This window comes from Acidovorax cavernicola, from assembly GCF_003581445.1.
The window spans coordinates 47,552-74,404 of record NZ_QXMN01000031.1; the positions used below are offsets into that span (position 1 = coordinate 47,552).

Annotated in this window: 28 protein-coding genes; 16 read left to right on the top strand and 12 right to left on the bottom strand. The window is 69.3% G+C overall.

The features are described 5' to 3' along the window. Positions 1 to 54: 54 nt before the first annotated feature. Both dprA and D3H34_RS21925 read right to left on the bottom strand, forming a co-directional pair. The gene (gene dprA, locus D3H34_RS21920; protein ID WP_119556357.1) at positions 55 to 1,197 is read right to left on the bottom strand and encodes a DNA-processing protein DprA; all 1,143 of its coding nucleotides are present in this window, start codon (positions 1,195 to 1,197) and stop codon (positions 55 to 57) included. Positions 1,198 to 1,230: 33 nt separating this feature from the next. After that, positions 1,231 to 2,454, bottom strand: coding sequence for a LysM peptidoglycan-binding domain-containing protein (locus tag D3H34_RS21925; protein ID WP_119556358.1), 1,224 nt, complete (start codon positions 2,452 to 2,454; stop codon positions 1,231 to 1,233). 160 nt (positions 2,455 to 2,614) lie between these two features. Here D3H34_RS21925 and def point away from each other — a divergent pair, with 160 nt between their 5' ends. The 5 genes from def to D3H34_RS21950 are packed head-to-tail and all read left to right on the top strand — an operon-like array spanning position 2,615 to position 5,658. Then, positions 2,615 to 3,136: a peptide deformylase gene (gene def / locus D3H34_RS21930; protein WP_119556359.1), complete on the top strand. Its 522-nt coding sequence runs from the start codon at positions 2,615 to 2,617 to the stop codon at positions 3,134 to 3,136. Further along, positions 3,133 to 3,630, top strand: coding sequence for a hypothetical protein (locus D3H34_RS21935; protein WP_119556360.1), 498 nt, complete (start codon positions 3,133 to 3,135; stop codon positions 3,628 to 3,630). The genes def and D3H34_RS21935 overlap by 4 nt, the downstream gene beginning before the upstream one ends. Beyond that, positions 3,627 to 4,583 (top strand): methionyl-tRNA formyltransferase, encoded by a 957-nt coding sequence (fmt, locus tag D3H34_RS21940; protein ID WP_119556361.1) that lies wholly within the window; start codon positions 3,627 to 3,629, stop codon positions 4,581 to 4,583. Before D3H34_RS21935 ends, fmt begins: the two co-directional genes overlap by 4 nt. Further along, the gene (locus D3H34_RS21945) at positions 4,583 to 5,323 is read left to right on the top strand and encodes an AzlC family ABC transporter permease (RefSeq protein WP_119556362.1); all 741 of its coding nucleotides are present in this window, start codon (positions 4,583 to 4,585) and stop codon (positions 5,321 to 5,323) included. The genes fmt and D3H34_RS21945 overlap by 1 nt, the downstream gene beginning before the upstream one ends. Beyond that, positions 5,320 to 5,658 (top strand): AzlD domain-containing protein, encoded by a 339-nt coding sequence (locus D3H34_RS21950; protein ID WP_119556363.1) that lies wholly within the window; start codon positions 5,320 to 5,322, stop codon positions 5,656 to 5,658. Before D3H34_RS21945 ends, D3H34_RS21950 begins: the two co-directional genes overlap by 4 nt. Before the next feature lie 49 nt (positions 5,659 to 5,707). Here the strand turns inward: D3H34_RS21950 and D3H34_RS21955 are convergent, their stop codons facing one another. Both D3H34_RS21955 and D3H34_RS21960 read right to left on the bottom strand, forming a co-directional pair. Further along, positions 5,708 to 6,829 (bottom strand): alpha/beta hydrolase family protein, encoded by a 1,122-nt coding sequence (locus D3H34_RS21955; RefSeq protein WP_119556364.1) that lies wholly within the window; start codon positions 6,827 to 6,829, stop codon positions 5,708 to 5,710. Beyond that, the gene (locus tag D3H34_RS21960; protein ID WP_119556365.1) at positions 6,822 to 7,376 is read right to left on the bottom strand and encodes a VOC family protein; all 555 of its coding nucleotides are present in this window, start codon (positions 7,374 to 7,376) and stop codon (positions 6,822 to 6,824) included. The genes D3H34_RS21955 and D3H34_RS21960 overlap by 8 nt, the downstream gene beginning before the upstream one ends. A gap of 89 nt (positions 7,377 to 7,465) precedes the next feature. On the opposite strand from D3H34_RS21960, the gene D3H34_RS21965 reads away from it, so the two are divergent. The 3 genes from D3H34_RS21965 (at position 7,466) to pyk (ending at position 11,213) form a co-directional block, all read left to right on the top strand. Further along, positions 7,466 to 8,374, top strand: coding sequence for a LysR family transcriptional regulator (locus tag D3H34_RS21965; protein WP_119556366.1), 909 nt, complete (start codon positions 7,466 to 7,468; stop codon positions 8,372 to 8,374). Between the two features lie 91 nt (positions 8,375 to 8,465). After that, entirely contained in the window at positions 8,466 to 9,659 is a 1,194-nt protein-coding gene (locus tag D3H34_RS21970; RefSeq protein WP_119556367.1) for a phosphoglycerate kinase, read from the top strand. 105 nt (positions 9,660 to 9,764) lie between these two features. Next, a complete protein-coding gene (gene pyk, locus D3H34_RS21975; RefSeq protein ID WP_119556368.1) occupies positions 9,765 to 11,213 on the top strand; it encodes a pyruvate kinase in 1,449 nt (482 codons plus the stop codon). Between the two features lie 64 nt (positions 11,214 to 11,277). Here the strand turns inward: pyk and D3H34_RS21980 are convergent, their stop codons facing one another. Then, complete coding sequence (locus tag D3H34_RS21980; protein ID WP_119556369.1) at positions 11,278 to 12,294, bottom strand: 1-aminocyclopropane-1-carboxylate deaminase; 1,017 nt, start codon at positions 12,292 to 12,294, stop codon at positions 11,278 to 11,280. Positions 12,295 to 12,445: 151 nt separating this feature from the next. Here D3H34_RS21980 and D3H34_RS21985 point away from each other — a divergent pair, with 151 nt between their 5' ends. The 4 genes from D3H34_RS21985 (at position 12,446) to D3H34_RS22000 (ending at position 16,014) form a co-directional block, all read left to right on the top strand. Beyond that, positions 12,446 to 12,931 (top strand): Lrp/AsnC family transcriptional regulator, encoded by a 486-nt coding sequence (locus D3H34_RS21985; RefSeq protein ID WP_119556370.1) that lies wholly within the window; start codon positions 12,446 to 12,448, stop codon positions 12,929 to 12,931. 35 nt (positions 12,932 to 12,966) lie between these two features. Then, the gene (locus tag D3H34_RS21990; RefSeq protein ID WP_119556371.1) at positions 12,967 to 13,866 is read left to right on the top strand and encodes an alpha/beta hydrolase; all 900 of its coding nucleotides are present in this window, start codon (positions 12,967 to 12,969) and stop codon (positions 13,864 to 13,866) included. Positions 13,867 to 13,940: 74 nt separating this feature from the next. Further along, a complete protein-coding gene (fba, locus tag D3H34_RS21995) occupies positions 13,941 to 15,005 on the top strand; it encodes a class II fructose-bisphosphate aldolase (protein ID WP_119556372.1) in 1,065 nt (354 codons plus the stop codon). Positions 15,006 to 15,105: 100 nt separating this feature from the next. Next, positions 15,106 to 16,014 (top strand): phosphoribosylaminoimidazolesuccinocarboxamide synthase, encoded by a 909-nt coding sequence (locus D3H34_RS22000; protein ID WP_119556373.1) that lies wholly within the window; start codon positions 15,106 to 15,108, stop codon positions 16,012 to 16,014. Positions 16,015 to 16,029: 15 nt separating this feature from the next. Here the strand turns inward: D3H34_RS22000 and D3H34_RS22005 are convergent, their stop codons facing one another. The 4 genes from D3H34_RS22005 to D3H34_RS22020 all read right to left on the bottom strand — a co-directional run bounded on the left by D3H34_RS22005 (position 16,030) and on the right by D3H34_RS22020 (position 19,272). Further along, positions 16,030 to 16,470, bottom strand: a complete 441-nt coding sequence (locus tag D3H34_RS22005) for an META domain-containing protein (protein WP_119556374.1) — start codon at positions 16,468 to 16,470, stop codon at positions 16,030 to 16,032. A 110-nt stretch (positions 16,471 to 16,580) separates the two neighbouring features. Next, positions 16,581 to 17,861 carry a type II toxin-antitoxin system HipA family toxin gene (locus tag D3H34_RS22010; RefSeq protein ID WP_119556386.1) on the bottom strand — a complete coding sequence of 427 codons (1,281 nt, stop codon included), beginning with the start codon at positions 17,859 to 17,861 and terminating at the stop codon, positions 16,581 to 16,583. Positions 17,862 to 17,910: 49 nt separating this feature from the next. Then, positions 17,911 to 18,219: a helix-turn-helix domain-containing protein gene (locus D3H34_RS22015; RefSeq protein ID WP_119556375.1), complete on the bottom strand. Its 309-nt coding sequence runs from the start codon at positions 18,217 to 18,219 to the stop codon at positions 17,911 to 17,913. A 132-nt stretch (positions 18,220 to 18,351) separates the two neighbouring features. Beyond that, entirely contained in the window at positions 18,352 to 19,272 is a 921-nt protein-coding gene (locus tag D3H34_RS22020; RefSeq protein WP_119556376.1) for a tetratricopeptide repeat protein, read from the bottom strand. A gap of 36 nt (positions 19,273 to 19,308) precedes the next feature. On the opposite strand from D3H34_RS22020, the gene purE reads away from it, so the two are divergent. The 3 genes from purE to D3H34_RS22035 are packed head-to-tail and all read left to right on the top strand — an operon-like array spanning position 19,309 to position 22,048. Beyond that, positions 19,309 to 19,854 (top strand): 5-(carboxyamino)imidazole ribonucleotide mutase, encoded by a 546-nt coding sequence (gene purE, locus D3H34_RS22025; protein WP_119556377.1) that lies wholly within the window; start codon positions 19,309 to 19,311, stop codon positions 19,852 to 19,854. Further along, positions 19,851 to 21,050 carry a 5-(carboxyamino)imidazole ribonucleotide synthase gene (locus D3H34_RS22030; RefSeq protein WP_119556378.1) on the top strand — a complete coding sequence of 400 codons (1,200 nt, stop codon included), beginning with the start codon at positions 19,851 to 19,853 and terminating at the stop codon, positions 21,048 to 21,050. The genes purE and D3H34_RS22030 overlap by 4 nt, the downstream gene beginning before the upstream one ends. Further along, positions 21,047 to 22,048 (top strand): L-threonylcarbamoyladenylate synthase, encoded by a 1,002-nt coding sequence (locus D3H34_RS22035; RefSeq protein WP_119556379.1) that lies wholly within the window; start codon positions 21,047 to 21,049, stop codon positions 22,046 to 22,048. Before D3H34_RS22030 ends, D3H34_RS22035 begins: the two co-directional genes overlap by 4 nt. Positions 22,049 to 22,172: 124 nt before the next feature. On the opposite strand, the gene D3H34_RS22040 is transcribed toward D3H34_RS22035, so the two are convergent. The 3 genes from D3H34_RS22040 to D3H34_RS22050 all read right to left on the bottom strand — a co-directional run bounded on the left by D3H34_RS22040 (position 22,173) and on the right by D3H34_RS22050 (position 25,945). Continuing rightward, positions 22,173 to 23,717, bottom strand: coding sequence for an alpha/beta hydrolase family protein (locus D3H34_RS22040; protein ID WP_119556380.1), 1,545 nt, complete (start codon positions 23,715 to 23,717; stop codon positions 22,173 to 22,175). A gap of 199 nt (positions 23,718 to 23,916) precedes the next feature. Next, positions 23,917 to 25,350, bottom strand: coding sequence for a D-alanyl-D-alanine carboxypeptidase/D-alanyl-D-alanine endopeptidase (gene dacB, locus D3H34_RS22045; protein WP_119556381.1), 1,434 nt, complete (start codon positions 25,348 to 25,350; stop codon positions 23,917 to 23,919). Between the two features lie 7 nt (positions 25,351 to 25,357). Continuing rightward, positions 25,358 to 25,945, bottom strand: a complete 588-nt coding sequence (locus D3H34_RS22050) for an NUDIX hydrolase (protein WP_119556387.1) — start codon at positions 25,943 to 25,945, stop codon at positions 25,358 to 25,360. A 79-nt stretch (positions 25,946 to 26,024) separates the two neighbouring features. Here D3H34_RS22050 and D3H34_RS22055 point away from each other — a divergent pair, with 79 nt between their 5' ends. Further along, positions 26,025 to 26,783, top strand: a complete 759-nt coding sequence (locus D3H34_RS22055) for a DeoR/GlpR family DNA-binding transcription regulator (RefSeq protein WP_119556382.1) — start codon at positions 26,025 to 26,027, stop codon at positions 26,781 to 26,783. The last annotated feature ends 70 nt before the right edge of the window (positions 26,784 to 26,853 follow it).

The window sequence follows — 26,853 nt, forward strand, 5'->3', positions numbered from 1 at the left end:
CAATATAGCCCAGGAATCTGTCGTGCGTCCTCAGGCTTTCGTGTACTTCGCGAGTCAGCCGATGGCCGCTCTTTGAAACAGGCCACCTGGCAACCGCGAGACATGCCCGTCGAGTTCGAGCTCGAGCATCTTCGCCTGCAGCATGGCCGCGCTCCAGCCGGTGCGCGCGCTCAGTGCGTCGAGGCTCACGGGGTCGAAGCCGAGGGCATCGAGCAGCGGATGTTCCGGGGCCGACGAAGGCGTGCTGCTGGACGGTGTGCGTGCAGGTGGAGCCAGCGGCGGCAGTTCTTCAAGGATGTCGTTCACCGACTCGACCAGCTTCGCGCCTTGCCGGATCAGCGCATGGCAGCCGCGCGATTGCGGCGAGTGGATCGAGCCCGGGATCGCGAACACTTCCTTGCCTTGCTCCGACGTGAGCCGCGCCGTGATCAGCGAGCCCGACTGCAGTGCAGCTTCGACCACCAGCGTGCCGCGCGCCAGGCCCGCGATGAGGCGGTTGCGCTTGGGGAAGTTCTGCGTGAGCGGCGGCGTACCCAGCGGCAGTTCGCTGACGATCAGCCCCTGCAGCGTGATGCGGTGCGCGAGCTCGCGATGCCGCGCCGGGTACACGCGGTCCAGGCCGGTGCCGACCACGGCCACCGTCGCGAGCACCGGAGCGTCGCCGGCCGCGTCGAGCGCGCCCAGGTGGGCCGCGCCGTCGATGCCGAGCGCCAGGCCCGAGACCACGGGCAGCTTCGCTTCGCCCAGCGCCCGCGCAAAGGCGCGCGCGTGGCCGGCACCCTGCGGCGTCGGGTTGCGGCTGCCGACCACGGCGAGGCTGTGGCCGAGTTGGGTGAGGTCGAAGGCGGCGGCGCCGAGCACGTAGAGCATCAGCGGCGGGTCGGCCATCTCGAGCAGCGAGCTGGGGTAGCCGGCGTCGCCGAGCGTCACGAGGCGGCGCGTGACAGCGCCGCCGGTGGTGTCGTCCGCGGGGTGCAGCCATTGCCAGGTGAGGTCGACCTGCGCCTGCAGGCCGCTCGGCAGCTGCTTCAACGACGCCGCCTGGGCCGGGCTGACGACTTCGCGCAGCGTGGCCTCGGGCTGTGCGAACACGGCGTCAGGCAGCCCGAAAGCGGCGAGCAGCCGGCGCGCGGCACCGTCACCGATGCCGGGTGTCAGTGAAAGTCGCAGCCAGCCTGCGAGTTCTGCGCGTTCCAAACGAGTGTGCGGAAAAGAAGCCTCAGGCGCGTGTCAGGGATTGACGAGGAAGTCGCCGGCGCGGGGAGTGTCGTTGATTTCGAGCACCAGCGCGTACGAGACTTTCTCGAAGGTGCGGAACACCATCAGCAGGCCGATGCGTTCGTTCGGCAGCTTGATCGTTTCCTTGCGTGCCCCGGTGCGGTCGAGGATGGTCTCGCCGTTCTTCAGGATCGCCAGCACGTGGCCGTTGTCGATGCCGTCGCGCGTGCCCTTGTTGATGGCCACGACCTGGTTCTGCGCGGCGTACTGCACCGCGTTGCCGTAGACCGACACGATGCGGCCGTCCACCTGGGTGGAGGGCGCGCGCGGCGCGTAGCTCAGCAGCTGGCGCGGCGGTTCGGGCAGCAGGCGGTCGCCGGCGCGCATTTCCTCGCGCGACGCAATGATGTCGATGCTGGCCGGCACGACGGTGATGATGTCCTTGTTGTCGGTCGTCTCGATGGTGGTCGACTCGCCGCGCTGCAGCTGGGCCTTGCCCAGGTACTGCGCTTCGTAGCCGAGGATCTCGCCGGTACCGGGGTCCTTCAGCGGCGTGGCGCTGCGGAAGATGCGGTAGTGCTGTACGGGGCCGGGCTTTTCGACCAGCGGCGATTCGGCATTGCCGCGCGCATAGGCGCGGTCGCCGCGCGACAGCAGCACGCGGCTGTCGTTGCCGGCCACGATGCGCGGTGCGGCGTCGAGCGTGTTGGCGTCGACCACGATGGGTTCGCTGAGGAAGGGCTCGATGAGGCTCGGATTGAGCGTGGGCAGGGCCATGCCCGCGAGCGAGTCGAAGCGCGTGCGCGGCGACAGCTTGATGGTGCCGCCGTCGCCGCCGGCCGCGCCGCGGCGGGTGGTCAGGCGCGCGCGGCCGCCGCTCTTGTCCAGGTACAGCACCTGGCCCGGGTAGATGCGGTGCGGGTCCTGGATCTCGTTGATGTTCATGCCCCAGAGTTCCGGCCAGCGCCAGGGGCGCAGCAGGTACAGGCGCGAGATGGCCCAGAGCGTGTCACCGGGCTTGACCGTGTATTCGTCGGGCGCCTTGGGCGACAGCTCGCTCAGCGGCACGCCGGCCTGGGCGGTCTGCTGGGCGGTGGCGCGTTGCTGGGGCGTGACCGGGTAGGTCGTCTGCGCCCAGGCCGCCGTGGCGCCGCAACTGCCGGCCACTGCCAGGGCGACGGTCCAGAAGGCAAAAGAGGTCGGGCGCTGGCGTTCGGTGGAGCTGGGCTGTGTCATGTCTGGATGGGTGAGCGCACGAAGTATCGTGACGCATACGAATCTCACAATTTGCTACGAATTCTGCGCCCGAAGCCCTTGCAAGGGCAACGTTTTCGCGCCAATGCGCCGCGACGCGTCGCGGAATTGGCGAAAATAGCCACAACTTCCCCCCGATTTCATGGCCAAACGAATCATTCTGAGTTACCCCGACAAGCGCCTGCACACGGTGGCCAAGCCGGTGCAGGGCGTGGACGCGCGCATCAAGACGCTGGTCGCCGACATGCTGGAAACCATGTACGACGCGAGCGGCATCGGTCTGGCCGCGACCCAGATCGACGTGCACGAGCGGGTGGTGGTGATCGACGTGTCCGAAGAGCGCAACGAGCCGATCGTGCTCATCAACCCGGAAATCACCTGGGCCAGCGACGAGAAGGTGCTGAACGAAGAAGGGTGCCTCTCGGTGCCCGGCATCTACGACGGCGTGATGCGCTCGACCTCGGTGAAGGTCCAGGCGCTCGACGCCGACGGCAACACCCACACCGTCGAGGCCGACGGCCTGCTGGCCGTGTGCATCCAGCACGAGCTGGATCACCTCATGGGCAAGGTGTTCGTCGAGTACCTGTCGCCGCTGAAGCGCAACCGCATCAAGAGCAAGCTCCTCAAGCAGCAGCGCGAGGACATGAGAGAAGCACGGGCATGAGCCGTCGGGCCGCGTGGTCCTCGCTGGCCGCCGCCGGGCTCCTGTTCCTGGCAGGTTGCGTCAGCGAACCCATGCGCATCCAGCCCGGCACGTCCGCCGCCGAAACCCTGCAGCGCCTGGGCGCGCCCACCGGCCGCTATCCGCTCAACGGCGGCGGCGAGCGGCTGCAGTACTCGCGCATGCCGGCGGGCTTCGAGGTGGTCGATATCGACCTCGACGCCTCCGGCAAGGTCGTCTCGGTGACGCAGGTGCTGACTGAGGCGCGCTTCGGCCACGACATCCAGGTCGACCGCTGGCGCCAGAACGAGGTGCTGGCCTTCTACGGCAAGCCCTACGAAATCAGCCGCGTCAGCTCCTTCGACGGCACCGTCTGGACCTGGCGCTACAAGGCCATCAACGAGCGCCGCATGCTCTATATCTATATCGACCCCACCGGCGTGGTTCGCCGGTATCACACGGGGGATGACCTCGAATTCGAACGGTTGCGGGATTGAGCGTGTTGAAAGTTGTTTTTGCGGGCACGCCCGAGTTCGCGCGCGTCGCCCTGGAAGCCATTGCCGCCGCCGGCCATGACATCGTCGGCGTGATGAGCCAGCCCGACCGGCCCGCCGGTCGCGGCATGAAGCTGCAGGCTTCGCCCGTCAAGCAATGCGCCGTTGCCAACGGCTGGCCCGTGGCGCAACCGCGCAGCCTGCGGCTCGACGGCAAGTATCCCGACGAGGCCACGGCCGCGCGCGACACGCTGCTGGCATGGCAACCTGACGTGATGGTGGTCGCGGCCTACGGGCTGATCCTGCCGCAGTGGGTGCTCGACCTGCCGGTGCACGGTTGTCTCAACATCCACGCCAGCCTGCTGCCGCGCTGGCGCGGCGCGGCGCCGATCCACCGCGCCATCGAGGCCGGCGACACGCAGACCGGCATCACCATCATGCAGATGGACGCGGGCCTGGACACCGGCGACATGCTGCTGCGCGAAGCGGTCGACATCGCGCCCGGCGACAACACCGCTCGCCTGCACGACCGGCTGGCCGCGCTCGGCGGCCGCATGGTGGTCGAGGCGCTGGCGCAGATCGGTCAGCTCGTGCGCACGCCCCAGCCCACCGAAGGCATCACCTACGCCCACAAGGTCGAGAAGCACGAAGCGCTGATCGACTGGACGCAGCCGGCCGCCGCCATCGTGCGCCGCGTGCTGGCCTTCGATCCGTTCCCCGGCGCCAACAGCCCGCTCGGCGGCGAGACCGTCAAGCTCTGGGCCGCGCACGTGGCGCCCGGCCCTGCAGGCGCCGCGCCCGGCACCGTCGTCTCGGCCGACGCCACCGGCGTCGCCGTGGCGGCGTCGGACGCGACCGTGGTGCTCACCGAACTGCAACGCCCGGGCGGCAAGCGCCTGCCCGCGGCCGATTTCCTGCGCGGCTTCGACCTGAAGGCCGGCCAGGTCTTCGGCTGATGTTCCTCTCGCCCACGCTGCGCCGCCAGCCTGAATTCCGCGCCGGCATGCGCGACATGGCCTCGGCCGCGCTCGGCATCGGCGCCTGGGGGCTGATGACCGGCGTGGCCATGGTCAAGTCGGACATGAGCGTGCTCGAGGCCGTGGCGATGACCTTGTTCGTCTACGCCGGCAGCTCGCAGCTCGCCGCCATTCCGCTGCTGGCCGCGGGCGCGCCGGCCTGGGTGATCCTGGCGACCGGTTTCTGCGTCAACCTGCGCTTCGTGGTGTTCAGCCTGCACCTGCGGCCCTACCTCATGCACATGCCGCGCTGGCGCCGCCTGCTGCACGGCTACCTGACGGCCGACCTGAGCTACGCGCTCTTCACGAAGCAGTACGCCGAGCCACCGACGACGCCCGCCGAACAGCTGTCGCAAGAGGCCTACCTCACCGGCAACTACTTCGTGACCTGGTGTGCATGGATGGGCATGAGCCTGCTGGGCATCGCGCTCGCCAACCTCATCCCGCAGACCTGGGGCCTGGGCTTCGCCGGCGTGCTGAGCCTGGTGGCCATCGTCTGCTCGATGGCGACGACGCGGCTGCGCGTGCTGGCCGCGCTCATCGCGGGCGCCACGGCGGTCGCGGCCTACGCGCTGCCGCTCAAGCTCAACATCGTGGTCGCCATCGGCGTGGCGGTGCTGCTGTGCTTCTGGCTCGAAAAGCAATTCGGGCTCGACCCCGACGCGGAGGACGACAAGTGAGCGGCGGCACCGACTGGTGGTCTTTGGGTGTGATCGCGGGCCTCGCGGCCGTCACCGTGCTCACGCGCTGCTTCTTCTTCATTCTCGACCGGCCCTGGGGCCTGCCCGAGTGGGCGCACCGCGCGCTGCACTATGCGCCTGCTGCCGCGCTGGCCGGCGTGATCGCCCCCGAGATCGTCATGACGCAGGGCCACCTGATCACCACGCTGCACGACGCGCGCCTGTACGCGGCCGTGGTCGGCGGCGCCTACTATTTCTGGCGACGCGGTGTGCTCGGCACGATGCTGGCCGGCATGGCGGTCTACCTGCCCCTGCACCTCGGCCTGGGCTGGTAGCCGCCCGCCGATCGGGCGGGCGCGAAGGCGCAGGCCCCGTCGAATTCCTCTACAGCGCGTGAGCGAACTCGGCGATGGCGTCCGCCGCCTTCGGGATCAGCTCGGGCTGACCTGCCAGGTAGTGGTTGCCGCCGACGATGTCGACGTTGCGGATGCGCGCGCCGCCCGCGGCCATCCAGGTGTCGCGCGTGCTCGGGAAGGTCGATTGGTCGCCGGTGTAGGTCAGCAGCAGCTTCGGCACCGTGGTGCGCGCGAGGTTGGTCGGCCCGTCGGCCTGCGAGCGCGACGACCACTGCGACAGGAACGCGGTCAGCGAGGTGGTGCGGCCCATCGCATTCGCCGAGTAGTTCACCTGTCGCGCATCGCCCCACACGCTGCCGGGCAGGCGCGCGTTGGCATCGAGCGAGAGATCGACGCAACGCGGATCGGCATGCGTGCGGTAGACCACGAAGGTCTGGTCACGCGGCGCGCCGGGTGTGCTGCGCAGCAGCGCGAGTCGGTCGAGGCACCACTGCTCGATGCGGTCCATGCGCGCCTTCTGCGCCGCACTGAAGCGCTTCAGAAAGTCAGCCTCGTAGGGCACGCGGTGGCGCGGGTCGTACATGTCGAGCTCGGGGTCGACCGAGAGCGGGTCGTGTTCGTCGGTGACCGAGGGGTCGATCCAGTCGCGCATCAGCCGCGTGCGGCCCAGGTGCGCGGCGCACAGCGCGAGGCCGTCGACCGGTGGCAGGTCGCTCTGATGCAGGTGCGTGGGGTCGCCGTCGGGCAGCTGCGAGGCGGTGAGTTGTTCAGCCTGTGCCTGGTAGAAGGCCGCAAGTGCCGCGCCGCCCGAGTTGCCGACGAGGAACACCTTCTCGTAGCCGGCCGCGCGCAGGTACTGCACGCCGGCGCCGAGGTCTTGTATCGCGCGCTCCATCAGCAGCACGGTGTCGTTGCCCACGAAGCGCGAGTTCAGGCCCATGCAGCAGATGCCGCGCTCGGCCAGCGGGCCGATCAGGTAGTGGCCCATGAAGTTGCTGGTCGGGTGCATCACGATGGCCGCGATCTTCTTCGGCCCCGGTGGCGCGCGGAAGGCGCCGTAGATGCGCGGGCGCAGCAGCTGCAGGCCCGACTGGCTGTCCATGGCCGCGCCAGGCTTCACGTCGATGACGGCGAGTTGCAGTTCAGACATGCAAGGTGCCCCCGGTTGCACGCAGCGCGGCCTTGCGCGCGGTCCACGCGTCGAGGTCGGCATGGGCATGGCGCGCATGCGCGTCCATCTCGGTTTGCGGCACGGTCGGCGTGGTCAGTTCCACGCGGATGCCGTTGGGGTCGAAGAAATAGATCGATTCGATGATGTGGTGGTCGGTCACGCCCAGTACCTCGACGCCCGCGGCCTCGAGCCGAGCCTTGGCGGCCCGCAGGTCGGCCACCGAATCGACGCGCAGCGCGATGTGGTTCACCCACGAAGGCGTGTTGGGCGAGGGCAGGGCGGAGGTGTCGTCGCCCAGGTCGAAGAAGGCGATGTACGCGCCGTCGCGCATCTGAAAAAAGATGTGCACGTAGGGGCAGTACTCGCCCGTGCTCGGCACATGGTCGTTCTTGATGACGTGGACCAGCGGCAGGCCCAGCAGGTCTTCGTAGAAGTGACGGGTCTCCTCGCTGTCGCGGCAGCGCCAGGCGAAGTGGTGCAACCCGCGAATGGGTGGGGGCGCCGTGGGGGCGGTGGTCGTCGGCATGGGTGTCTCCGGTGAGGCCACGATTGGGCAATGCCGCGTCTTATGATGCAATCGAAATTAATTCATCGATTGATGAAATAACCATATATATGAACCTCACCCTGCGCCAGCTGCGCGCGTTCGCCGCCGTGGCCGAAACCGGCAGCTTCACCACCGCCGCCGGGCAGCTGCACCTCACGCAATCGGCGCTCAGCGTGCTGGTGCGCGAGCTCGAGCGCGAGATGGGCGTGCAGCTGCTCGACCGCAACACGCGCCGCGTGCAGCTGTCGGAGGCGGGGCGGGAATTCCTGCCGTCGGTGCATCGCCTGCTCGGCGACCTCACCAGCGCGGTAGCCGGCGTGACCGATCTGCGTGACAAGAAGAAAGGGCTGTTGCGGCTCGCAGCGCCGCAGCTCATGGCCTGCACGCTGATGCCGCGCGTGATCGCCGCCTACCGCGAGGCCTATCCCGACGTGGACGTGCGCCTGGACGACACCCTGCCAGAGCACCTGCTGGTCGGCGTGGCGGCCGGCGACGTCGAGCTGGCCGTGGGCCAGGACATGGCGGTGGACGCCGCCGCCATCGAGCGCCGCACACTGTTCCGCGACCGCCACTGGCTGATCTGTCCGCCCGGCCACGCCTTCGCCAAGCGCCGCAAGGTGCGCTGGCACGAGCTGGCGCCCTACACCTTCATCGCGCCCACGCGCGACTTCCGTCAGCGCGTGCTGCCCGAGCTGGGGCCCGAGGAGCGCGCGTTCCTGCTGCGGCCGGGCACGCAGGAGGTGTCGTACATGACCACCGCGCTGGGCATGGTGGCCTCGGGGCTGGGGCTGACCGTGTGCCCGACGTACTCGGCCTCGCTGGTGCGCGCGCACGGGCTGCAGATGATGCGGCTCGAATCGCCCGACTTCCACCGCGAGGTGTGCGTGTACAGCGCGGCGCGGCGTTCGCTGTCGCCGGCGGCGGCAAGTTTCGTCGGCATCCTCGAACAGTTCGCGACCGCACAGCCGAAGGCCTGAAAAGCATCGATACGCCGCACGAGCGGCGCAGGGGCGCCGGAGGGCGAAAACTACAATGCGGGCAGTCCCGTCTTTCACCATCCTCAGACCCATGAACGTTATTCGATTCACCGACCTCTGTGCGCAAGGCAAGGCCACCGGCCAGCGCGTCTTCATCCGTGCCGACCTCAACGTGCCGCAGGACGACGCCGGCCACATCACCGAAGACACGCGCATCCGCGCCTCGGTGCCCTGCATCCAGCTGGCGCTCGACGCCGGCGCGGCCGTGATGGTCACCTCGCACCTGGGCCGCCCGACCGAAGGCGAATTCAAGCCCGAAGACTCGCTGGCACCCGTCGCCAAGCGCCTGGGCGAGCTGCTGGGCCGCGAGGTGCCGCTGGTCTCCAACTGGGTCGACGGCGTCGACGTGAAGCCCGGCCAGGTCGTGCTGCTCGAGAACTGCCGCGTCAACAAGGGCGAGAAGAAGAACGACGAAGCGCTGGCCCGCAAGCTGGCTGCGCTGACCGACATCTACGTGAACGACGCCTTCGGCACTGCCCACCGCGCCGAAGCCACCACCTACGGCATCGCGCAGTTCGCCAAGATCGCCGCGGCCGGCCCGCTGCTGGCGGCCGAGATCGACGCCATCACCAAGGCGCTGGCCCAGCCCAAGCGTCCGCTGGTGGCCATCGTGGCGGGCTCGAAGGTCAGCACCAAGCTCACCATCCTCGAAAGCCTGTCGGCCAATGTCGACCAGCTGATCGTCGGCGGCGGCATCGCCAACACCTTCATGCTGGCTGCGGGCCTGAAGATCGGCAAGTCGCTGGCCGAGCCCGACCTGGTCGACAAGGCCAAGGCCGTGATCGACGCCATGCGTGCGCGCGGCGCCGACGTGCCGATCCCGGTCGACGTCGTCACGGCCAAGACCTTCGCGGCCGACGCACCCGCCACCGTCAAGGCTGCCACCGACGTGGCCGACGACGACCTGATCCTGGACATCGGCCCCAAGACCGCCGCCATCCTGGCCGCGCAGCTGCGCGAAGCCGGCACCATCGTGTGGAACGGTCCGGTCGGCGTGTTCGAGTTCGACGCCTTCGCGGGCGGCACCAAGGCCATCGCGCAAGCCATTGCCGAGAGCAGCGCCTTCTCGATCGCCGGCGGCGGCGACACCCTGGCGGCCATCGCCAAGTACGGCATCGAGAAGCAGGTCGGCTACATCTCGACCGGCGGCGGCGCCTTCCTCGAGGTGCTGGAGGGCAAGACCCTGCCGGCCTTCGAGATCCTGGCCAAGCGCGCGGCCGGCTGATTCCGGCGGCGGTCCGGCCCCGGGAGGGAAAGTCCCCGGGGCGACTGACTTCCGTTCGACACACAAAGTGTATACAGTAGCGAATACAAAACGGAGACCCTTTTCATGAGCACGGACCGCATTCCCCGCCACGCCACCAAGATCGTCGCCACCCTCGGCCCCGCCTCCAGCACGCCGGAATTGCTGGAACAGATGATCCTGGCCAAGGTCAGCGTCGTGCGCCTGAACTTCAGCCACGGCACCGCGCAGGACCACATCGACCGCGCCGCCATGGTGCGCGAAGCGGCCCGCAAGGCCGGTCGCGAAGTGGCCATCATGGCCGACCTGCAGGGCCCCAAGATCCGCGTCGGCAAGTTCGCGCAGGGCAAGATCTGGCTGGAGCCGGGCGCCAAGTTCGTGCTCGACGCCTCGCGCACCGAGCTGGGCGATGTCGACGCCGTCGGCCTCGACTACAAGGACCTGCCGCGCGACGTGAAGCCCGGCGACAAGCTGCTCCTGAACGACGGCCTGATCGTGCTGACGGTCGATGCCGTGCGCGGCGAAGCAGTGCACACGACGGTCAAGCTCGGCGGCGAGCTGTCGAACAACAAGGGCATCAACAAGCAGGGCGGCGGCCTCACGGCACCCGCGCTGACGGCCAAGGACATGGAGGACATCAAGACCGCCATGAGCTTTCAGGCCGACTACGTGGCCGTGAGCTTCCCCAAGAACGCCACCGACATGGAAATGGCGCGCCAGTTGTGCAACGTGGCAGCGGCCGAATACGGCCACAAGCCCGGCATGATCGCCAAGATCGAACGCGCCGAAGCCATCCCGAAGCTGGAAGAAATCCTGCGTGCCAGCGACGGCATCATGGTCGCGCGTGGCGACCTCGCGGTTGAAGTCGGCAACGCCGCCGTGCCGGCGCTGCAGAAGAAAATGATCCGCATGGCGCGCGACATGGACAAGGTGGTCATCACCGCGACCCAGATGATGGAGTCGATGATCACCAACCCCGTGCCCACCCGCGCCGAGGTGAGCGACGTGGCCAACGCCGTGCTCGACGGCACCGACGCCGTGATGCTCTCGGCCGAGACCGCCTCGGGCCGCTATCCGCTCGAGACCGTGCAGGAAATGAGCCGCATCTGCGAAGCCGCGGAGGCCGCCGAAGACAAGACGCTCGACGCCGATTTCAGCGGCAAGACCTACAGCCGCATCGATCAGTCGATCGCCATGGGCGCGCTGTTCACCGCTCATCACCTGGGCGCCAAGGCCATCGTGGGGCTGACCGAATCGGGCTCGACCATCCTGTGGATGAGCCGCCACCGCGCGCACATTCCCATGTACGCGCTGACCTCGCGCCTGGCCACGCAGCGCAAGCTGGCGCTGTACCGCAACGTGCGCCCGTTGCTCATGGATTCGGAAAGCGACCGCGACACCGCGCTGCTGCAGGCCGAAAACCACCTGAAGAAGCGCGGCATCGTGCAGACCGGCGACGTGTACGCGATCACCTGCGGCGAGCCGATGGGCGCGCCGGGCGGCACCAACATGCTGAAAATCTGCCGCGCGAGCTGAGTTCGCTCGCAGCAAGACAAAGGCCGGCGCATGCCGGCCTTTTTCGTTGGGTGGCGCTGTTGGCTCAGCCGTTGCGGAACAGGAAGCTGTAGGCGTTCAAGGCGGGGACGCCGCCCAGGTGCGCGTACAGCACCTTCGATCCCGCTGGGAATTCGCCGAGCCGCACCTTTTCGATCATTCCGTGCATCGACTTGCCCTCGTACACCGGGTCGGTCAGCATGCCCTCGAAGCGCGCGCTCAGGCGAATGGCCTCCAGCGTGCCTTCGTTGGGCAGGCCGTATTCGGGCCCGCCGAAGCGGCGGTCGAGCACCACGTCCTTGTCGGTGATGTCGCGGCCCAGTTCGACCAACTCGGCCGTGTTCTTGGCGATGCGCAGGATCTGCTCGAAGGTCTGCTGTGGCTTGGCCGAGGCGTCGATGCCGATCACGTGGTCGGCCCGGCCGTCGGCCGCGAAGCCCACCACCATGCCGGCCTGCGTGCTGCCCGTGACTGAGCAGACGACGATGTAGTCGAACTTGAAGCCCAGCTCGGCCTCCTGCTGGCGCACTTCCTCGGCAAAGCCGACGAAGCCGAGGCCGCCGCGCGGGTGCTCCGAGCAGCCGGCCGGGATCGGGAAGGGCTTTCCGCCGGCCTTGCGGACGCTTTCCATGGCGTCCTCCCAGCTCTGGCGGATGCCGATGTCGAAACCGGCCGCATCCAGCCGCACGTCGGCGCCGAGGATGCGCGACATCTCGATGTTGCCCACGCGGTCGTACACCGCGTCGGAGTAGTTGACCCAGTTCTCCTGCACCAGCACGCATTTCAGGCCCAGGTGTGCCGCCACGGCCGCCACCTGCCGCGTCTGGTTCGACTGGATGCCGCCGATCGACACCAGCGTGTCGTAGCCGCCTTCGAGCGCCTCGGGAATCAGATATTCGAGCTTGCGCGTCTTGTTGCCGCCGAAGGCCAGGCCGCTGTTGCAGTCCTCGCGCTTGGCATAGAGATCGACCTTGCCGCCGAGGTGGGCGCTCAGGCGCTTCAGCGGCTGGATCGGCGTGGGGCCGAAGGTCAGGGCATGCCGGGGGAATTTCTTCAGGTTCATCGACGCAGCTCCAAGGGGTGATGAGGGGAGGGGGTGAAGCTGTCGATCGTAGGAAGAAGGGTTTGCAATGTGCTTGCGAAGTTTTCTGGATTCGTCGATCAAAAGAAGGCAGGATGGAAAGAAGCAAATTTTTTCATCCGGCAAGGAAGCCATGAGCACAACAAAGTTGCGTGCCCCGACGGAACTCGATCGCACCGACCGCGCGATCCTGCGCGCCCTGCAGCGCGACGCCTCGGTCTCGAACGTGGCGCTGGCCGCCAAGGTGAACCTCAGCGCGGCGGCCTGCCTGCGCCGGGTCGAGCGGCTCAAGGCCGGCGGGCTCATCAAGGGCGTGGTCGCGCTGCTCGACCCCGACGCGCTCGAGGTCGGCATGCTCGTGATGATCGGCGTGGTGCTCGACCGCTCCACGCCCGACTCCTTCGCCGATTTCGAGAAGGCCGCGCAGAAGGTGTCGGGCTGCCTCGAATGCCACGTGGTCACGGGCGAGTTCGACTACTTCATGCTCGTGCGCACGCGCGACAACGACAGCTTCAACCGCCTGCATGCCGAGCAGCTGCTGTACCTGCCGGGCGTACGGCAGATCCGGACCTTCGTGGTGCTCAAGCAGGTGCTGTCGACCACGCAGCTGCCGATCTGACGAAACCGGCGCGCGCCGGTGTGCGTACTGTGGCGATGACCTTCCGCCGCTTCGCTTCCGCCCTTGCCGCCCTCGCCGCCGCCGTTCTCGCGGCCTGTTCGCCGGTCAAGGTGCTCAATGGCCTCGTGCCCACCGACACCTACCAGTTCGAGGGCGGCATCGCCTACGGCTCCGCGCCCCGTCAACGGCTCGACGTGTACCAGCCGCTGCCGTCCACCCTGACGGCCCGTGGCGCGCGGCCGCTGGTGGTGTTCTTCTTCGGCGGCACCTGGAGCAGCGGCGACCGCGCCAGCTACAGGTTCATCGGCGAGGCGCTGGCCGCGCGCGGGGCGGTGGTGGTGGTGCCTGACTACGGGCTGTCGCCCGCCTTCACCTACCCGGTCTTCGTGCGCGACAGCGCGCTGGCCGTCAAATGGGCGCTCGACAACGCCGCGCAGTGGGGCGCCGACCCCCGTCAGGTCTACGTGATGGGCCACAGCTCGGGTGGCTACAACGCGGCCATGGTCGCGCTCGACGCGCGCTGGCTGGCCGAGGTGGGCGCCAGCCCGAAGCAGCTCGCGGGCTGGATCGGCCTGGCCGGCCCCTACGACTTCCTGCCCATCGGCGACCCGCAGGCGCAGGCGGCCTTCAACTGGCCGGACACGCCGCGCGACTCCCAGCCGCTCGCGCACGTTGGCCCTGACGCGCCCCGGACGCTGCTGCTGGCGGCCTCGAAGGACCACTTGGTCGACCCCGACCGCAACACCGGCCGGATGGCCGCCGCGCTGCGGGCGGCGGGCGTTCCGGTGCAGGTGCAGCGGTTCGACAACCTGAGCCACGTCACGCTGATCGGGGCTTTCGCCAGGCCCGTCCAATGGCTGGGCGGGCCGGTACTGCCGCCGGTCGTGGGGTTCCTCGGGTTGGCGTCGGAGCCGTCCCACAAGGGGGCTCGGTAGAATCGGGGCAGTTTTCCCCGACTTTCCGCCTTCTCTTTTTTCCCGTCTTTTTCTATCCCCGCGAGGTATTTCCCATGGCACTCGTCTCGATGCGCGAACTGCTGGACCATGCAGCCGCCAACGGCTACGGCATTCCGGCCTTCAACGTCAACAACCTCGAACAGGTCCAGGCCGTCATGGAGGCCGCCAAGGAAACGGGCGCGCCCGTCATCCTGCAAGCCAGCGCCGGCGCCCGCAAGTACGCGGGTGAAGCCTTCATCAAGCACCTGATCCAGGCCGCCATCGAGCAGTACCCGAACATCCCGCTGGTGATGCACCAGGACCACGGCCAGAGCCCGGCCATCTGCCAGGGCGCCATCGACCTGGGCTTCTCGTCCGTCATGATGGACGGCTCGCTGCACGAAGACGGCAAGACGCCCGCTTCGTTCGACTACAACGTCGACGTGACCCGCAAGGTGGTCGAACTGGCCCACAAGGTCGGCGTCACGGTCGAAGGCGAACTGGGCTGCCTGGGTTCGCTCGAAACCGGCATGGCCGGTGAAGAAGACGGCATCGGCGCCGAAGGCGTGCTCGACCACTCCGCGCTGCTGACCGACCCCGAGGAAGCCGCCCAGTTCGTGAAGGCCACGCAGCTGGACGCGCTGGCCATCGCCATCGGCACCAGCCACGGCGCCTACAAGTTCACGCGCAAGCCCACGGGCGACATCCTGTCGATCCAGCGCGTGAAGGAAATCCACGCCCGCCTGCCCAACACCCACCTGGTGATGCACGGCTCGTCGTCGGTGCCGCAGGACCTGCTGGAAATCATCCGCAAGCACGGCGGCAACATGAAGGAAACCTACGGCGTGCCCGTCGAGGAAATCCAGGAAGCCATCAAGTACGGCGTGCGCAAGATCAACATCGACACCGACATCCGCCTGGCGATGACCGGCGCCGTGCGCAAGTTCCTGTTCGAGAACCCCGAGAAGTTCGACGCCCGCGAATGGCTCAAGCCCGCGCGCGAAGCCGCCAAGCAGATCTGCAAGCAGCGCTACATCGAGTTCGGCTGCGAAGGCCAGGGCGCGAAGGTCAAGGGCGACACGCTGCAGGTCGTCGCCGCCAAGTACGCCAAGGGCGACCTGGCGCAGCAAGTCATCTAACGAAGACCGACTGCGCGCCGCAGGCCACCGTTCGCGGTGGCTTTTTTCTGCGCGCACAATCCGCTTTTCCCGTCACCGTTTCCCAGCCGAGCATCCGTCCATGACCACCGTTCACACCTCTTCCATCCAGAGCCTGCCCCTGCTTGCGCGCGGCAAGGTGCGCGACAACTACGCCGTCGGCGAAGACCGCATCCTGATGGTCGCGAGCGACCGGCTCAGCGCCTTCGACGTGATCATGGGCGAGCCCATTCCCGGCAAGGGCGAGATCCTCACGAAGATGGCGCTGTGGTGGTTCGACCGCCTGGGCGCGCTGTGCCCCAACCACCTGACGGGCGAGGCGCCCGAGAGCGTGGTGCAGCCGGACGAGGTGGCGCAGGTCACGGGCCGCTCGATGCTGGTCAAGCGCCTGCGCCCGATCCCGGTCGAGGCCGTGGTGCGCGGCTACCTGGCCGGCAGCGGCTGGAAGGAATACCAGGAATCCCGCGCGGTCTGCGGCGTGCCGCTGCCCGAGGGCCTGACCAACGCGAGCAAGCTGCCGCGTCCGATCTTCACGCCCGCCGCCAAGGCCGCGGCCGGCGAGCACGACGAGAACATCAGCTACGAGCGCGTGGTCGAGATCGTCGGCCCCAAGCTGGCGCAGCAGATCCGCGAGGTCAGCATCGCCATCTACGAGGCCGCGGCCCAGATCGCGCTCACCAAGGGCATGATCATTGCCGACACCAAGTTCGAGTTCGGCCTGGACGAGAACGACACGCTGGTGCTGATGGACGAAGTGCTCACGCCCGACAGCTCGCGCTACTGGCCCGTCGAGGGCTACGAAGCCGCGCTGGCCGCCGGCGCCAACCCGCCGAGCTACGACAAGCAGTTCGTGCGCGATTGGCTCGAAGCCACCAAGATCAACGGCAAGCCCTGGGACAAGACGCCCCCGGCGCCGCGCCTGCCGGCCGAAGTCATCGAGAAGACCGCCGCCAAGTACCGTGAGGCGCTGGATCGCCTCACCCACGGCTGATCCGTTTTCTCGTCCTCAGCGGGTCGCGCCGCCGCTGCTCAGCAGCGCCACCGTGCGGCCGCTGGCATCGAGCAGCGCGAGCCGCCCCGGCGCCAGCCGGTAGCTGGTCGTGTTCTGCAGCGCCGCCAGGAACTGCGCCTCGTTGGCGCCGCGCACCGGGTCGGCGCAGGCCATGCGTGTCGCGGCCATCTGGCCGAGCTTGAGCGACACGCCGGCGCGCGTGAACGACCCCGTGACGCGGTTGCAACCACCCGAGCCGCTCACCCGTCCGCTGTTGCGGTCGAACTGCAGCTGGGCATCGCCGCCCGGCGCGACCGGCTCGTCGCCCAACTGCACCAGGCGCCACACCGGCCCTTCGATCGGCTCGTCGAGGCTGATGCCGCTGCCGCAACCGGCCAGCAGCAGAGCGGCCGTGACAACGGCGGGGAGCGCGGTACGGCGGGCGAAGGAACGCATGGCCAATTTTCCTTTTCAATCTGCAACAAGTTAAACCGGCGCCATCGTATGCGACGCCGTGACCGGTGCGAAGACAGGCCCGCTGGCGTGTCCGGGCTTCGGCGGATTCTTCAGGCCGCGAGGGCCACACCACCCGCAAGGCGCGCTTCGACGCAGCGGCGCACACCGGGTGGCGTGCCGTCCTGCGCCAGCAGCGCGGGCCAGTCGGCCCGGGCCTGGCGCACGGTGTCGCGCGCGATGGCCAGCAGGCGCGCCGGCCGCAGCAGGCCGGCCGCGCGCAGCAACGCCTCCAGCGCGGGCCAGTCGAAGGCGCGCAGCGTGGCGTCGATGGCGCGGTTCACGCCGTAGTCGCGCGCCGGCACGTCTTCGAAGAAGGCGGCCACGCAGACCGGGTCGTACAGCGGCGCCAGCACCGGCGCCACGCCGTCGGGGTAGCGCAGGGCCCAGTTCTTCAGGTGTGCGTCGCTGTTGCCCAGCAGGATGAAGGCCACGAGGCGGCGCACGCACTCGCGCACGTCGGCCACGGGGTTCGGCGACAGGCGGTCGAGCACGCGCAGCATGGCGGGCCAGTCGGTGGCCAGTCCGCGGCCGTACTTCTGGCGCGGTTCGTACTGCAGCACCTGCGCGAACTCTTCCATGTGGATGCGCCCGCCCTCGGGCGTGCGGTCGAAACGGCGCACCGCGAGGATCTGCTCGAAGGGCACCTGCTCGGGCAGGTCGGCGTCGGCGCGGCCGATCACGTGGGCCTGTGCACAGTCGAGGCCGAGCGCGCCGCACAGGCGGTAGCCGGTGTATTCGTTGGCGACGAGGTCCGGGTGGCGCGTGCTCGGCAGCTTCAGGATGAATGAGCCCGCCGCGCCGTGGCGCTTGACCACGTAGCGCCGCCCGTCCTGCACCGCCGAGAACTTGGTCACCACGCCGGGGAGGGCGGCGGCGTCTTCCACCGGCATCTCGACGAAGCCGGGTTCGAGCACGTCGAGCCCCAGCGCCGTGTGCCAGTGACGCACGGTGTCGGGAATGCCTTCGGACGTGGGCACGGGCTCGACCTCGAGTGCGCCCATCAGGTCGTGCCCGGCGGCGGCCAGCAGCTCGAACTCGTCGTCGGCGCTGCAGCCGCGCTGCTGCGCGAGGCGCTCGCGGTTGTGACCCTCGGGCAGCAGGTTCTGGAAGTAGCTGGGCCAGCGGCCGTCGCTGCGCGACACGCGGGTGTCGCGCGCCGAGGCCAGGATGGCGCGCGTGGCGGCCTCGTCGGCGCCGCGGTAGGCCAGCGACAACGTGGGACGCCCCGGGTCGGCGATGTAGGCCTCGTCGAAGGACACGCGCAGGATGTCGCCGTACTGCGAGAGATAACCGATGGCGCGCCGCCCGCCGTGGGGCAGGTGCAGGTGCATCCGCAGGTAGCGGATGCCCGTGTTGAAGGCGGCGCGGGTGCTCACCGGTTCACCGGTTGTCGTCAGCCAGGCTCTGCGCGATGGACGGCGGCGCGCCCACACCCGCCGGCTGGCCGAGCAGGCGCCCGCCCGAGCGCACGAAGTCTTCGAGCTGCGGGCGCAGCGCCGCGGGCACGGGCATCAGCTCGAGCCCCAGCACGCGCGCCATTTCGAGCAGCGTCGACAGGCGCGGATCGATCTGGCCGCTTTCGATGCGCTGCACCGTCATGCGCGACAGGCCGGCCTGCGTGGCCAGCGCCTCCTGGCTCAGGCCGCTGGCCTTGCGGGCCTTTTCGAGTTCTTCGGTCAGTTGGATCATTGCAATACGCTTTTATCGAAAATTGAGTAGCAATGCTATCTATTTGGTGTGCGGTCGGCAATAAAAAAGCGACCCTTAGGTCGCTTTTTTATTCAAATACGCACTGAAAGGCGCAATGCGTCTTTCGGCCGTTCAGCTCAGCACCACGCTGCTGAGGCGACGGCGGTAAGTGGCAACGACCGGATCGTCCGGCGGAATCTGGCCGTCGGCCACCTTCACCTTCGGCGGCTCGATCAGGTCGAGGATCGCGATGTAGGTCTTGCGCGCGAGGTCTTCGCTCCAGGTCTTGTCACGCATCAGGATATCGAGCAGCTCGTCCATGGCGTCGGTCCAGCGCTGGGCGGCCATCAGCAGGCGGGCGCGGCCGAAGCGGGCGTCGAAGTCGCGCTTGCTGACCGCGATCTTGTCGTCGAAGTCGCCCAGCGTCGGCGCGGAGCCGGTGACGGGTGCTGCGAAATCGATAGCATCCATCCAGCGCTGGAGGGCGTCGAAGCGGCGCACCAGCGTGGTCTTGGCGATCACCGGCGCGAAGGCGACCTTGGCGTCGTCGATGCGGCCTTCCTGCAGCAGCAGCTTGATGTAGTCGAAGCGGGCATCGTCGTTGGCCGGGTCGGTGGCCACCGCGTGCTGCAGCTTCTCGAGCGCGCCCTGGGTGTCGCCCTCGGCCAGCGCTTCCTGGGCGGCGGCTTCTTCCGAGGCGGCCTCGGCCTCGTCGGCGCCCGGCACGTGCTTGTCGAGGAATTCGCGGATCTTCTCGGCCGGGATGGCGCCGACGAAGCCGTCGACCGGCTGGCCGTCCTTGAACATGACGCAGAACGGGATGCTGCGCACGCCGAACATTTCCGACAGCTGCGACGAAATCTGCGGCACCTTGTCGGCGTCGAGCTTGGCCAGCGTGAAGCGGCCGGCGTACTCGACCTCGAGCTTTTCGAGCACCGGGCCGAGCTGTTTGCAGGGGCCGCACCATTCGGCCCAGATGTCCAGCAGCACCGGCGTGGCGACCGAGCCTTCGATCAGCTCGGACTGGAAATTTTCGAGAGTGATGTCGATCATCGGGAACAGCTGGGGGTGAAACGTAAAATTGAAACCATGAACGAAACCATTCAGGTCGGTGTAGTGATGGGCTCGAACTCCGATTGGGAGACGATGCGCCACGCGGTCGAGATTCTCCAGCAATTCGGAATCAGCCACGAAGCGAAGGTGGTCTCGGCCCACCGGATGCCCGATGCGCTGTTCGCGTACGCCGAAAGCGCCGCCGGGCGCGGGCTCACGGCGATCGTCGCCGGGGCGGGCGGCGCGGCCCATCTGCCGGGCATGCTGGCCTCGAAAACCACGGTGCCGGTGCTCGGCGTGCCGGTGGCCAGCCGCCACCTGCAGGGCGTCGATTCGCTCTACAGCATCGTGCAGATGCCCAAAGGCGTGCCCGTGGCCACCTTCGCCATCGGCACCGCCGGCGCGGCCAACGCGGCGCTGTTCGCCGTGGCCATGCTGGCCGTGAACAACCCCGCGCTGCGCGCCAAGCTCGATGCCTTCCGCACGGCCCAGACCGCCACCGCCGAAGCCATGACGCTGCCGCCACCCGAAGCCGGCGTGCCCGTGTCCCCCTTCTCGCCGCAAGGCGGAGGCGCGCTGTGAGCGGCGCCGGCGGCCATTCGGGCGACCTGCCGATCCTGCCGGGCGCCACGCTCGGCGTGCTCGGCGGCGGTCAGCTGGGGCGCATGTTCGCGCACGCGGCCCAGCGCATGGGCTACTTCACCGCGGTGCTCGACCCCGATGCCGACAGCCCCGCCGGCCGCGTGAGCCACCACCACATCCACACCGACTACGCCGACGTCGACGGCCTGGCCCGCCTCGCCGGCCTGGCCGATGCGGTGACCACCGAGTTCGAAAACGTGCCCGCGCCCTCGCTGGAGCACCTGGCGGTCGCGCGGCCGGTGTCGCCCGCCGCCTCGGCCATTGCCATCGCGCAGGACCGCATCGCCGAGAAGGCGCATTTCACGCGCTGCGGCGTGCCCTGCGCGCCCTATGCCGTCGTCGAGACCGCGGAGCAACTGGCCGCCGTTGAAGATCACCTGCTGCCCGGCATCCTCAAGACCGCCCGCCTGGGCTACGACGGCAAGGGCCAGCAGCGCGTGAAGACGCGCGCCGAGCTGGTCGAGGCCTGGCAGGCCGCCGGCTGCGTGCCCTGCGTGCTCGAGAAGATGCTGCCGCTCGAATTCGAGTGCTCGGTGATCCTGGCGCGCGGCCGCGACGGCCAGATCGTGCACTTCCCGCCGCAGCGCAACCTGCACCGCGACGGCATCCTCGCCGTGACCGAGGTGCACCCGCAGAACATGCCCAAGACCGTGGCGCAGGGCGCGGTCAATTCCGCCAAGAGCATCGCCAGCGGCCTGGACTACGTGGGCGTGCTGTGCGTCGAGTTCTTCGCGCTGGCCGACGGCTCGCTGGTGGTGAACGAAATGGCGCCGCGTCCGCACAACAGCGGCCACTACACGATGGAAGCCTGCGACGTGTCGCAGTTCGAGCTGCAGGTGCGCACCCTGGCCGGCCTGCCGCTGACCGCGCCGCGTCAGCACAGCCCGGCCGTCATGCTCAATCTGCTGGGCGACCTGTGGTTCCCGGGCGGCGAAGCCGACGGCGCCAAGCCGGTCGCGCCGCGCTGGAGCGAGGTGCTCGCCGTGCCCGGCACCCACCTGCACCTGTACGGCAAGATGGCGCCGCGCCGCGGTCGCAAGATGGGCCACCTGACCCTCACCGGCGCCACGCTCGAGAGCGTGCGCGCCAACGCCTCGCAGGCCGCGCTGCTGCTGGGCCTGCCGGCACTCGCATGATCCTCGACGGCCACGCCCCCGACGCCATCGCCGAGGCCGCGCGCGTGCTGCGCGCGGGCGGGCTGGTCGCCTTCCCGACCGAGACCGTCTACGGCCTGGGCGCCGACGCGAGCAGCGACGACGCCGTCGCCGGCATCTTCGCGGCCAAGGGCCGGCCGGCCGACCATCCGCTGATCGTCCACGTGGCGGCAGGCGCCAAGGGCGCGCAGGCGCTGTCGCGCTTCGCCCAGCCGCTGCCGCCCTTTGCGCAAAAACTCGTGCAGGCCTTCTGGCCCGGCCCGCTCACGCTGATCGTCACGCGCCAGCCCGGCGTGGGCACGGCGGCGGCCGGCGGGCAGGACACCATCGGCCTGCGCTGCCCCGCGCACCCGGTGGCGCAGGCGCTGCTCGAAGCCTGCGCGGAGCAGGGCGTGCCCGGCCTCGCGGGGCCGAGCGCCAACCGCTTCGGCCGCGTCAGCCCGACCACCGCGCAGCACGTGCACGACGAGTTCGGCGACGCGCTGCTGGTGGTCGACGGTGGCGCCTGCGAGGTGGGCATCGAATCGACCATCGTCGACTGCAGCCGCGGCGCGCCGGTGCTGCTGCGCCCGGGCCTCATCACGCGCGCACAGATCGAGGCCGCCGCCGGCGAGCCGCTGAGCGACCGCGAAGTGCTCGAAACGCCCGACCCGCGCGCCTCGGGCACGCTGGAGGCGCACTACGCGCCCGACGCCAAGGTGCGGCTGATGGACGCCAAGGCCATCCAGACGGGCCTGGACGTACTCGGCGCCAATGCCGCGCACATCGCCGTGTGGACGCGCAGCGCGGTGCGCAGCCGTTCGCAACGCGTGCTGCTGCGGCGCATGCCCGACGACGCCGCCGCCACCGCGCAGCAGCTGTTCGCGGTGCTGCGCGAGTTCGACGCGCAGGGCGTGAAACTGATCTGGGTCGAGACGCCGCCCGACACGCCCGAGTGGGAAGGCGTGAAAGACCGCTTGCAGCGCGCCGCAGCAGCCTGAAGTCTGGCTCACCCCCAGGCTTGCCCACTTCGTGTGGCCGCCAACCCCCTTCCGGGGGCAACACCTGCGGCCCGGCGGAGCCGGTTCCGCGGTGTTTCTGGAATGGACTCCGCCTTGGCCTTGCTCAGCCTCCTGCCGCCAACACGCCCTGGAAGAACCCGCGCGCTGCCGCCAGGCAGAACGGCGGCGCCAGCGTGCCGTGGTAAGCCGCTGTCACTGCGCGCGCCTTGTCGGCGGCGCTGCCCGGCGTGCTCTGCGCCAGCAGGTCCTTCGCCTGCGCGAAGCCGGCGCGTGCGGCCGCGTAGCTGTCGGTCGCGCCGCGGTCTTCCAGGTCGATCACCGTGAGCGCGGCGGCGGGCATGCCCTTGGCGCGGAAGTAGCCGGCCGTGGCGCGGGTGCTCAGGAAGTTGACGGTCGGGTCGTTCGCGCCGCTGCACAGCAGCATCGGCTTGGTCGGCACCCAGTTGCGCAGGTCGTTGGCGATGGCCGCCTTGCGGAAGCCGGTGGAGGGCTTGCAGTCCAGCGGCGAGGCCGAGCCCAGCGACGCGGCCGTGGCCGGCAGCGCGTTGCCGGGGCAGGTGTTCGACTGGATGTCGGTGGCCGCCTGCGTGAGGAAGCTCTGCTTGATGAGGTTGTTGGCGCCGTAGAAGATCGACAGCTCCGGGCTCACCGGCCCCGGCTTGCCGTCGGCCGGGAACAGCGCGAGTTGCGGCAGCTTGCCGCTGGAGAACAGCGTGCCGGGCGACGTGCTCGGCAGCAGGGTCTCGATGCCGGTGGCGTACTGGGCTTCGTAGACATCGCTGGGGCTGCCGTACACGTTGCCGAACTGCTGTTGCCAGCTGGTCGACAGCAGCGGCACGAACAGCGTGGAGCCCAGCGCCGGCCAGCCCAGGTAGGTGTAGTCGGTCAGCAGGCTGATGGCCGAGGGCGCCGCCAGCGGGGCCGAGGCCGTCACGGCCTTGCCGTTGGCCTGCATCTCGCGGTGTGCGGCCATCGCCACGTAGCCGCCCTGGGAGTAGCCGGTGATGAACAGCGAACCGGCGTCGTTCGCGCCGATGTCCGAGAAGGTCTTGCGCGCCGCGGTGAGCGCGTCGACCATGTCCTTGCCCTGCTGGTCGCCGTTGAGGTACGGGTGGTAGGGCAGGGTCGACTTGTCGTAGCCCGCGTAGTTGGGCGCCACCACGATGTAGCCCTGCGCCGCGAACATGGCCGCGATCATCAGGCCTTCGCCGGCGGCCGGCTGGGTGGTGTCGGTCCACTTGGCGAGGTTGTAGTTGCGCGCCGCCGTGGTGCCGTGCGCGTACAGCACCACCGGGCGCGCGCCGCTGCAGGCGACATCCGAACCCGAGGGCACCATGATCGCGGCGGTCGCGTTGGTGGCTTCGTTCTTGCCGCCGATGGTGCGGTACTCCAGATACCGCATGTCGACGCCGCACTTGGGTGTGCCGGTGACCTGCAGCAGCGCCTTGCCTTGGTCGGAGGCCTGCAGGCTGGCCTTGAACTGGTCGGCCGTGAGCTTGGTGCCCTGTTCGGGCGGGCTGGAGACGACCGAGCCGCGTCCGGTATCGACACCGCCACCGCCGCCCACGGGCGGAAAACTGATGCCGCCCCCACCACCGCCACCCCCGCCGCAGGCGGCGAGCAGCAGCGCGGTGCCCGCGAGTGCCACCGCAGTGGTGGCTCTGGCCCGGCGAGTCGCGCGGGACGATGAGGAGGCCGAGGGCCGTGGATGCTGCAAGGTCAAGACGCGTCTCCTGGATTTGTATCGAAACGAACGGGCGTTCGATTCTGGGCGGCGCCTTGGCGGCGCGCAAGCCCGGTTTCCATGGAGAACCTTTTCAGTACCGAAGCCGGACGGCCCCGGCCCGTCACTGGTCCTGCGCGGTCCAGTCGATCAGTGCGTCGAAGGCGGCACGTGCGGCGCCGGCGTTCTCGCCGTTGGCGATGGCCACCAGCACGTAGCGCCGGCCGCTGGCGCCGTGCACGTAGCCGGCCACGCCCGAGGCGTCGCGCAACGTGCCGGTCTTCAGGTGGGCCGCGCCGCCCGAGCGCAGGGTGCGCCGCTTCAGCGTGCCGTCCACGCCCATCGCGGGCAGCGAGGCCATCAACTCGGGCATCACGGGCGAGCGCCACGCTGTCTGCAGCAGCTTGCCGAGTGCGGCCGCGCTGATGCGCTCGTCGCGCGACAGGCCGGAGCCGTTCTCGAACACCGGCGGCGCCTCGCCGGTGCCGATGCGGTCGCGCCACCACTGGCCCAGCGCGCTGCGCGAGGCTTCGAAGGTGCCGCGCTGCTTCTGCGTGAGGCCGATCGTGAGGAACAACTGCTGCGCCATCACGTTGTTGCTGTACTTGTTGATGTCGCGCACCACCTCGGCCAGTGGCGGCGATTCGAAGTCGAAGGCCGGCTTCAGGCCCGCAGGCACGCGGCCTTCGCGCATCTGGCCACCGACGCGTCCGCCCATCTCGGCCCACATGCCGCCGATGGCGCGCAGGCTGTAGGTGCGCGGGTCGGCGTAGGCCACGGCCCAGCTCTTCTCGCCGCAGCCGGCGGGAAAGCCGCCGTGGAAGCGGATGCGGTTCACGTCGCTGAAGTCGGGCTTGAGCGCGCCGCGCCAGTCGCCGCATTCGCCGGGCGCCAGCGGCACGGTCGGCGGCATCGCCACGCTGGCCAGCGGGGGCTCGTAGCTCACGCGCGCGAACTGGCCGGCGCGGTCGGGCGCGAAGGTCATGTTGACCGACTTGAAGTTCACCAGCAGCGCGTCGGGCGAGGCGTTGTAGGGGCGCAGCGGCTCGCCGTCGAAGGCGGCCGGGTCGTTCTCGACCGTGGTCTCGAAGGCGCTGCGGTCGATCACGATGTCGCCGCTCACGGTGGTGATGCCCAGGCCCTGCACGTGGCGCAGCAAGAGCCACACGCGCTCGAGCACCAGCTTGGGATCGCCCTGGCCCTTGATGTAGAGGTTGCCGTTGAGCACGCCGTTGGCCACCGAACCCTCGACGTAGACCGGCGTGTTCCAGCTGTAGGCCGGGCCGAGCAGGTCGAGCGCCGCGTAGGTGGTCACCAGCTTCATGATCGAGGCCGGGTTCACCGGCACCTGCGAGCGCCAGGCTAGGCGCGGCGCGCGGCTTGCGTCGGCATCGGCCACGAGCAGGGTCACGGCCTCGCGCGGCACCTTGGCGCGGGCGAGGGCGGCATCGACCTGGGGCGGGAGGGCTTGCTGGGCGAGGGCGCCGGTCGAAGCCAGCAGGGCGAAGGTCAGCGCAAGAGTCTGCGCACAAGGCGCGCGGCGGGAGGCAAGAGGCATCCGCCGATTATCCCGGCGGGAATACGTGCAGCTTCGCGTGGTAGAGCAGCATGATGGTCTTGGCGTCGGCGATGCGGCCGTCGGCCACCATGGCCAGCGCCTCATCGATGCCCAGTTCGAGCACCTCGATGTCTTCGCCTTCTTCCGCGAGCCCGCCGCCCGCGCCAACGCGCATCGAGGCCTCGTAGGGCGCGACGAAGAAGTGCAGCTTCTCGGTCACGGAGCCGGGGCTCATGAAGCTCTCGAACACCTTCTGCACCGTGCCGAGCCGGTAGCCCAGCTCCTCCTCGACCTCGGCGCGGATGCGCTCCTCGGGTGCGGCGTTGTCGAGCAGGCCCGCGGCCGCCTCGATCAGCAGGTCGTCATGGCCGTTGACGAAAGCCGGGTAGCGGAACTGCCGCGTGAGCAGCACCGTGCGCTGTTCGAGGTGATAGGGCAGCAGCGTGGCGCCGTTGCCGCGGTCGTAGGTCTCGCGGTGCATGCGCTGCCACTGGCCGTCGTTGCGCCGCCAGTCGAAGGCGGTGGTGCGCAGCGTGTACCAGTTGTCGGACAGGAGGGTGACTTCGTGCACCCGGACGCGGTCGTGGAGGGTCATGGCGGTGAGCATAGGATTGAATTCGTGCAATAACAAGAAAATTCGTGCGGATATCGTGCATCGTCGTTACCATCGACCCATGCTCACCCGCCCCCGCAAGCAACACATCCTCTCGGTCCTGCGGCGCGACGGCCAGGTCGTCGCCAAGACGCTCAGCGAGGAGCTGGCCCTGTCCGAAGACACCATCCGCCGCGACCTGCGCGAACTCGCGGCCGAAGGCCTGCTGCAGCGCGTGCACGGCGGCGCGCTGCCGGTCGCGGCGGCCGAGGCCGACTTCACCGGGCGCCAGCAGCTTGCGCCCGACGAGAAGGTGGCCATCGGCCGCGCCGCCGCGCGCCTCGTGAAGCCGGGGCAGGTGGTGTTCATCGACGGCGGGACCACGGCCGTGCAGCTCGCGCGCCACCTGCCGACCACGCTGCAGGCCACGGTGGTCACGCACAGCCCGTCGGTGGCGGTCGAGCTGCAGGCGCACACCGGCATCGAGGTGGTGCTGATCGGCGGACGCCTCTTCAGGCACTCGATGGTGGCGGTCGGCGCGGCGGCCATGGCCGCCATCGGGCGCATCCATGCCGACACGTATTTCATGGGCGTCACCGGCGTGCACGCCGGGGCGGGCCTGACCACAGGCGACGCGGAGGAGGCCGAGATCAAGCGCGCGCTGATGGCTGCGGCGGCCGAGACCATCGTGCTGGCCTCGTCCGAAAAGCTCGGGGCCGCGTCGGCCTGGGTGATCAACCCGCTGGCGGGCGCGACGCAGCTGCTGGTCGCACCACAGGCGCCCGAGCCGGCGTTGGCGCCGCTGCGCGCGACGGGCCTGGCGATCCTGCGCGCCGACTAGACCGACAGGCCGGCTGATTCGCCCCGGCCCTGCGCGGCCGATGCCCGCCCTCGATAATGGCGGGATGCCC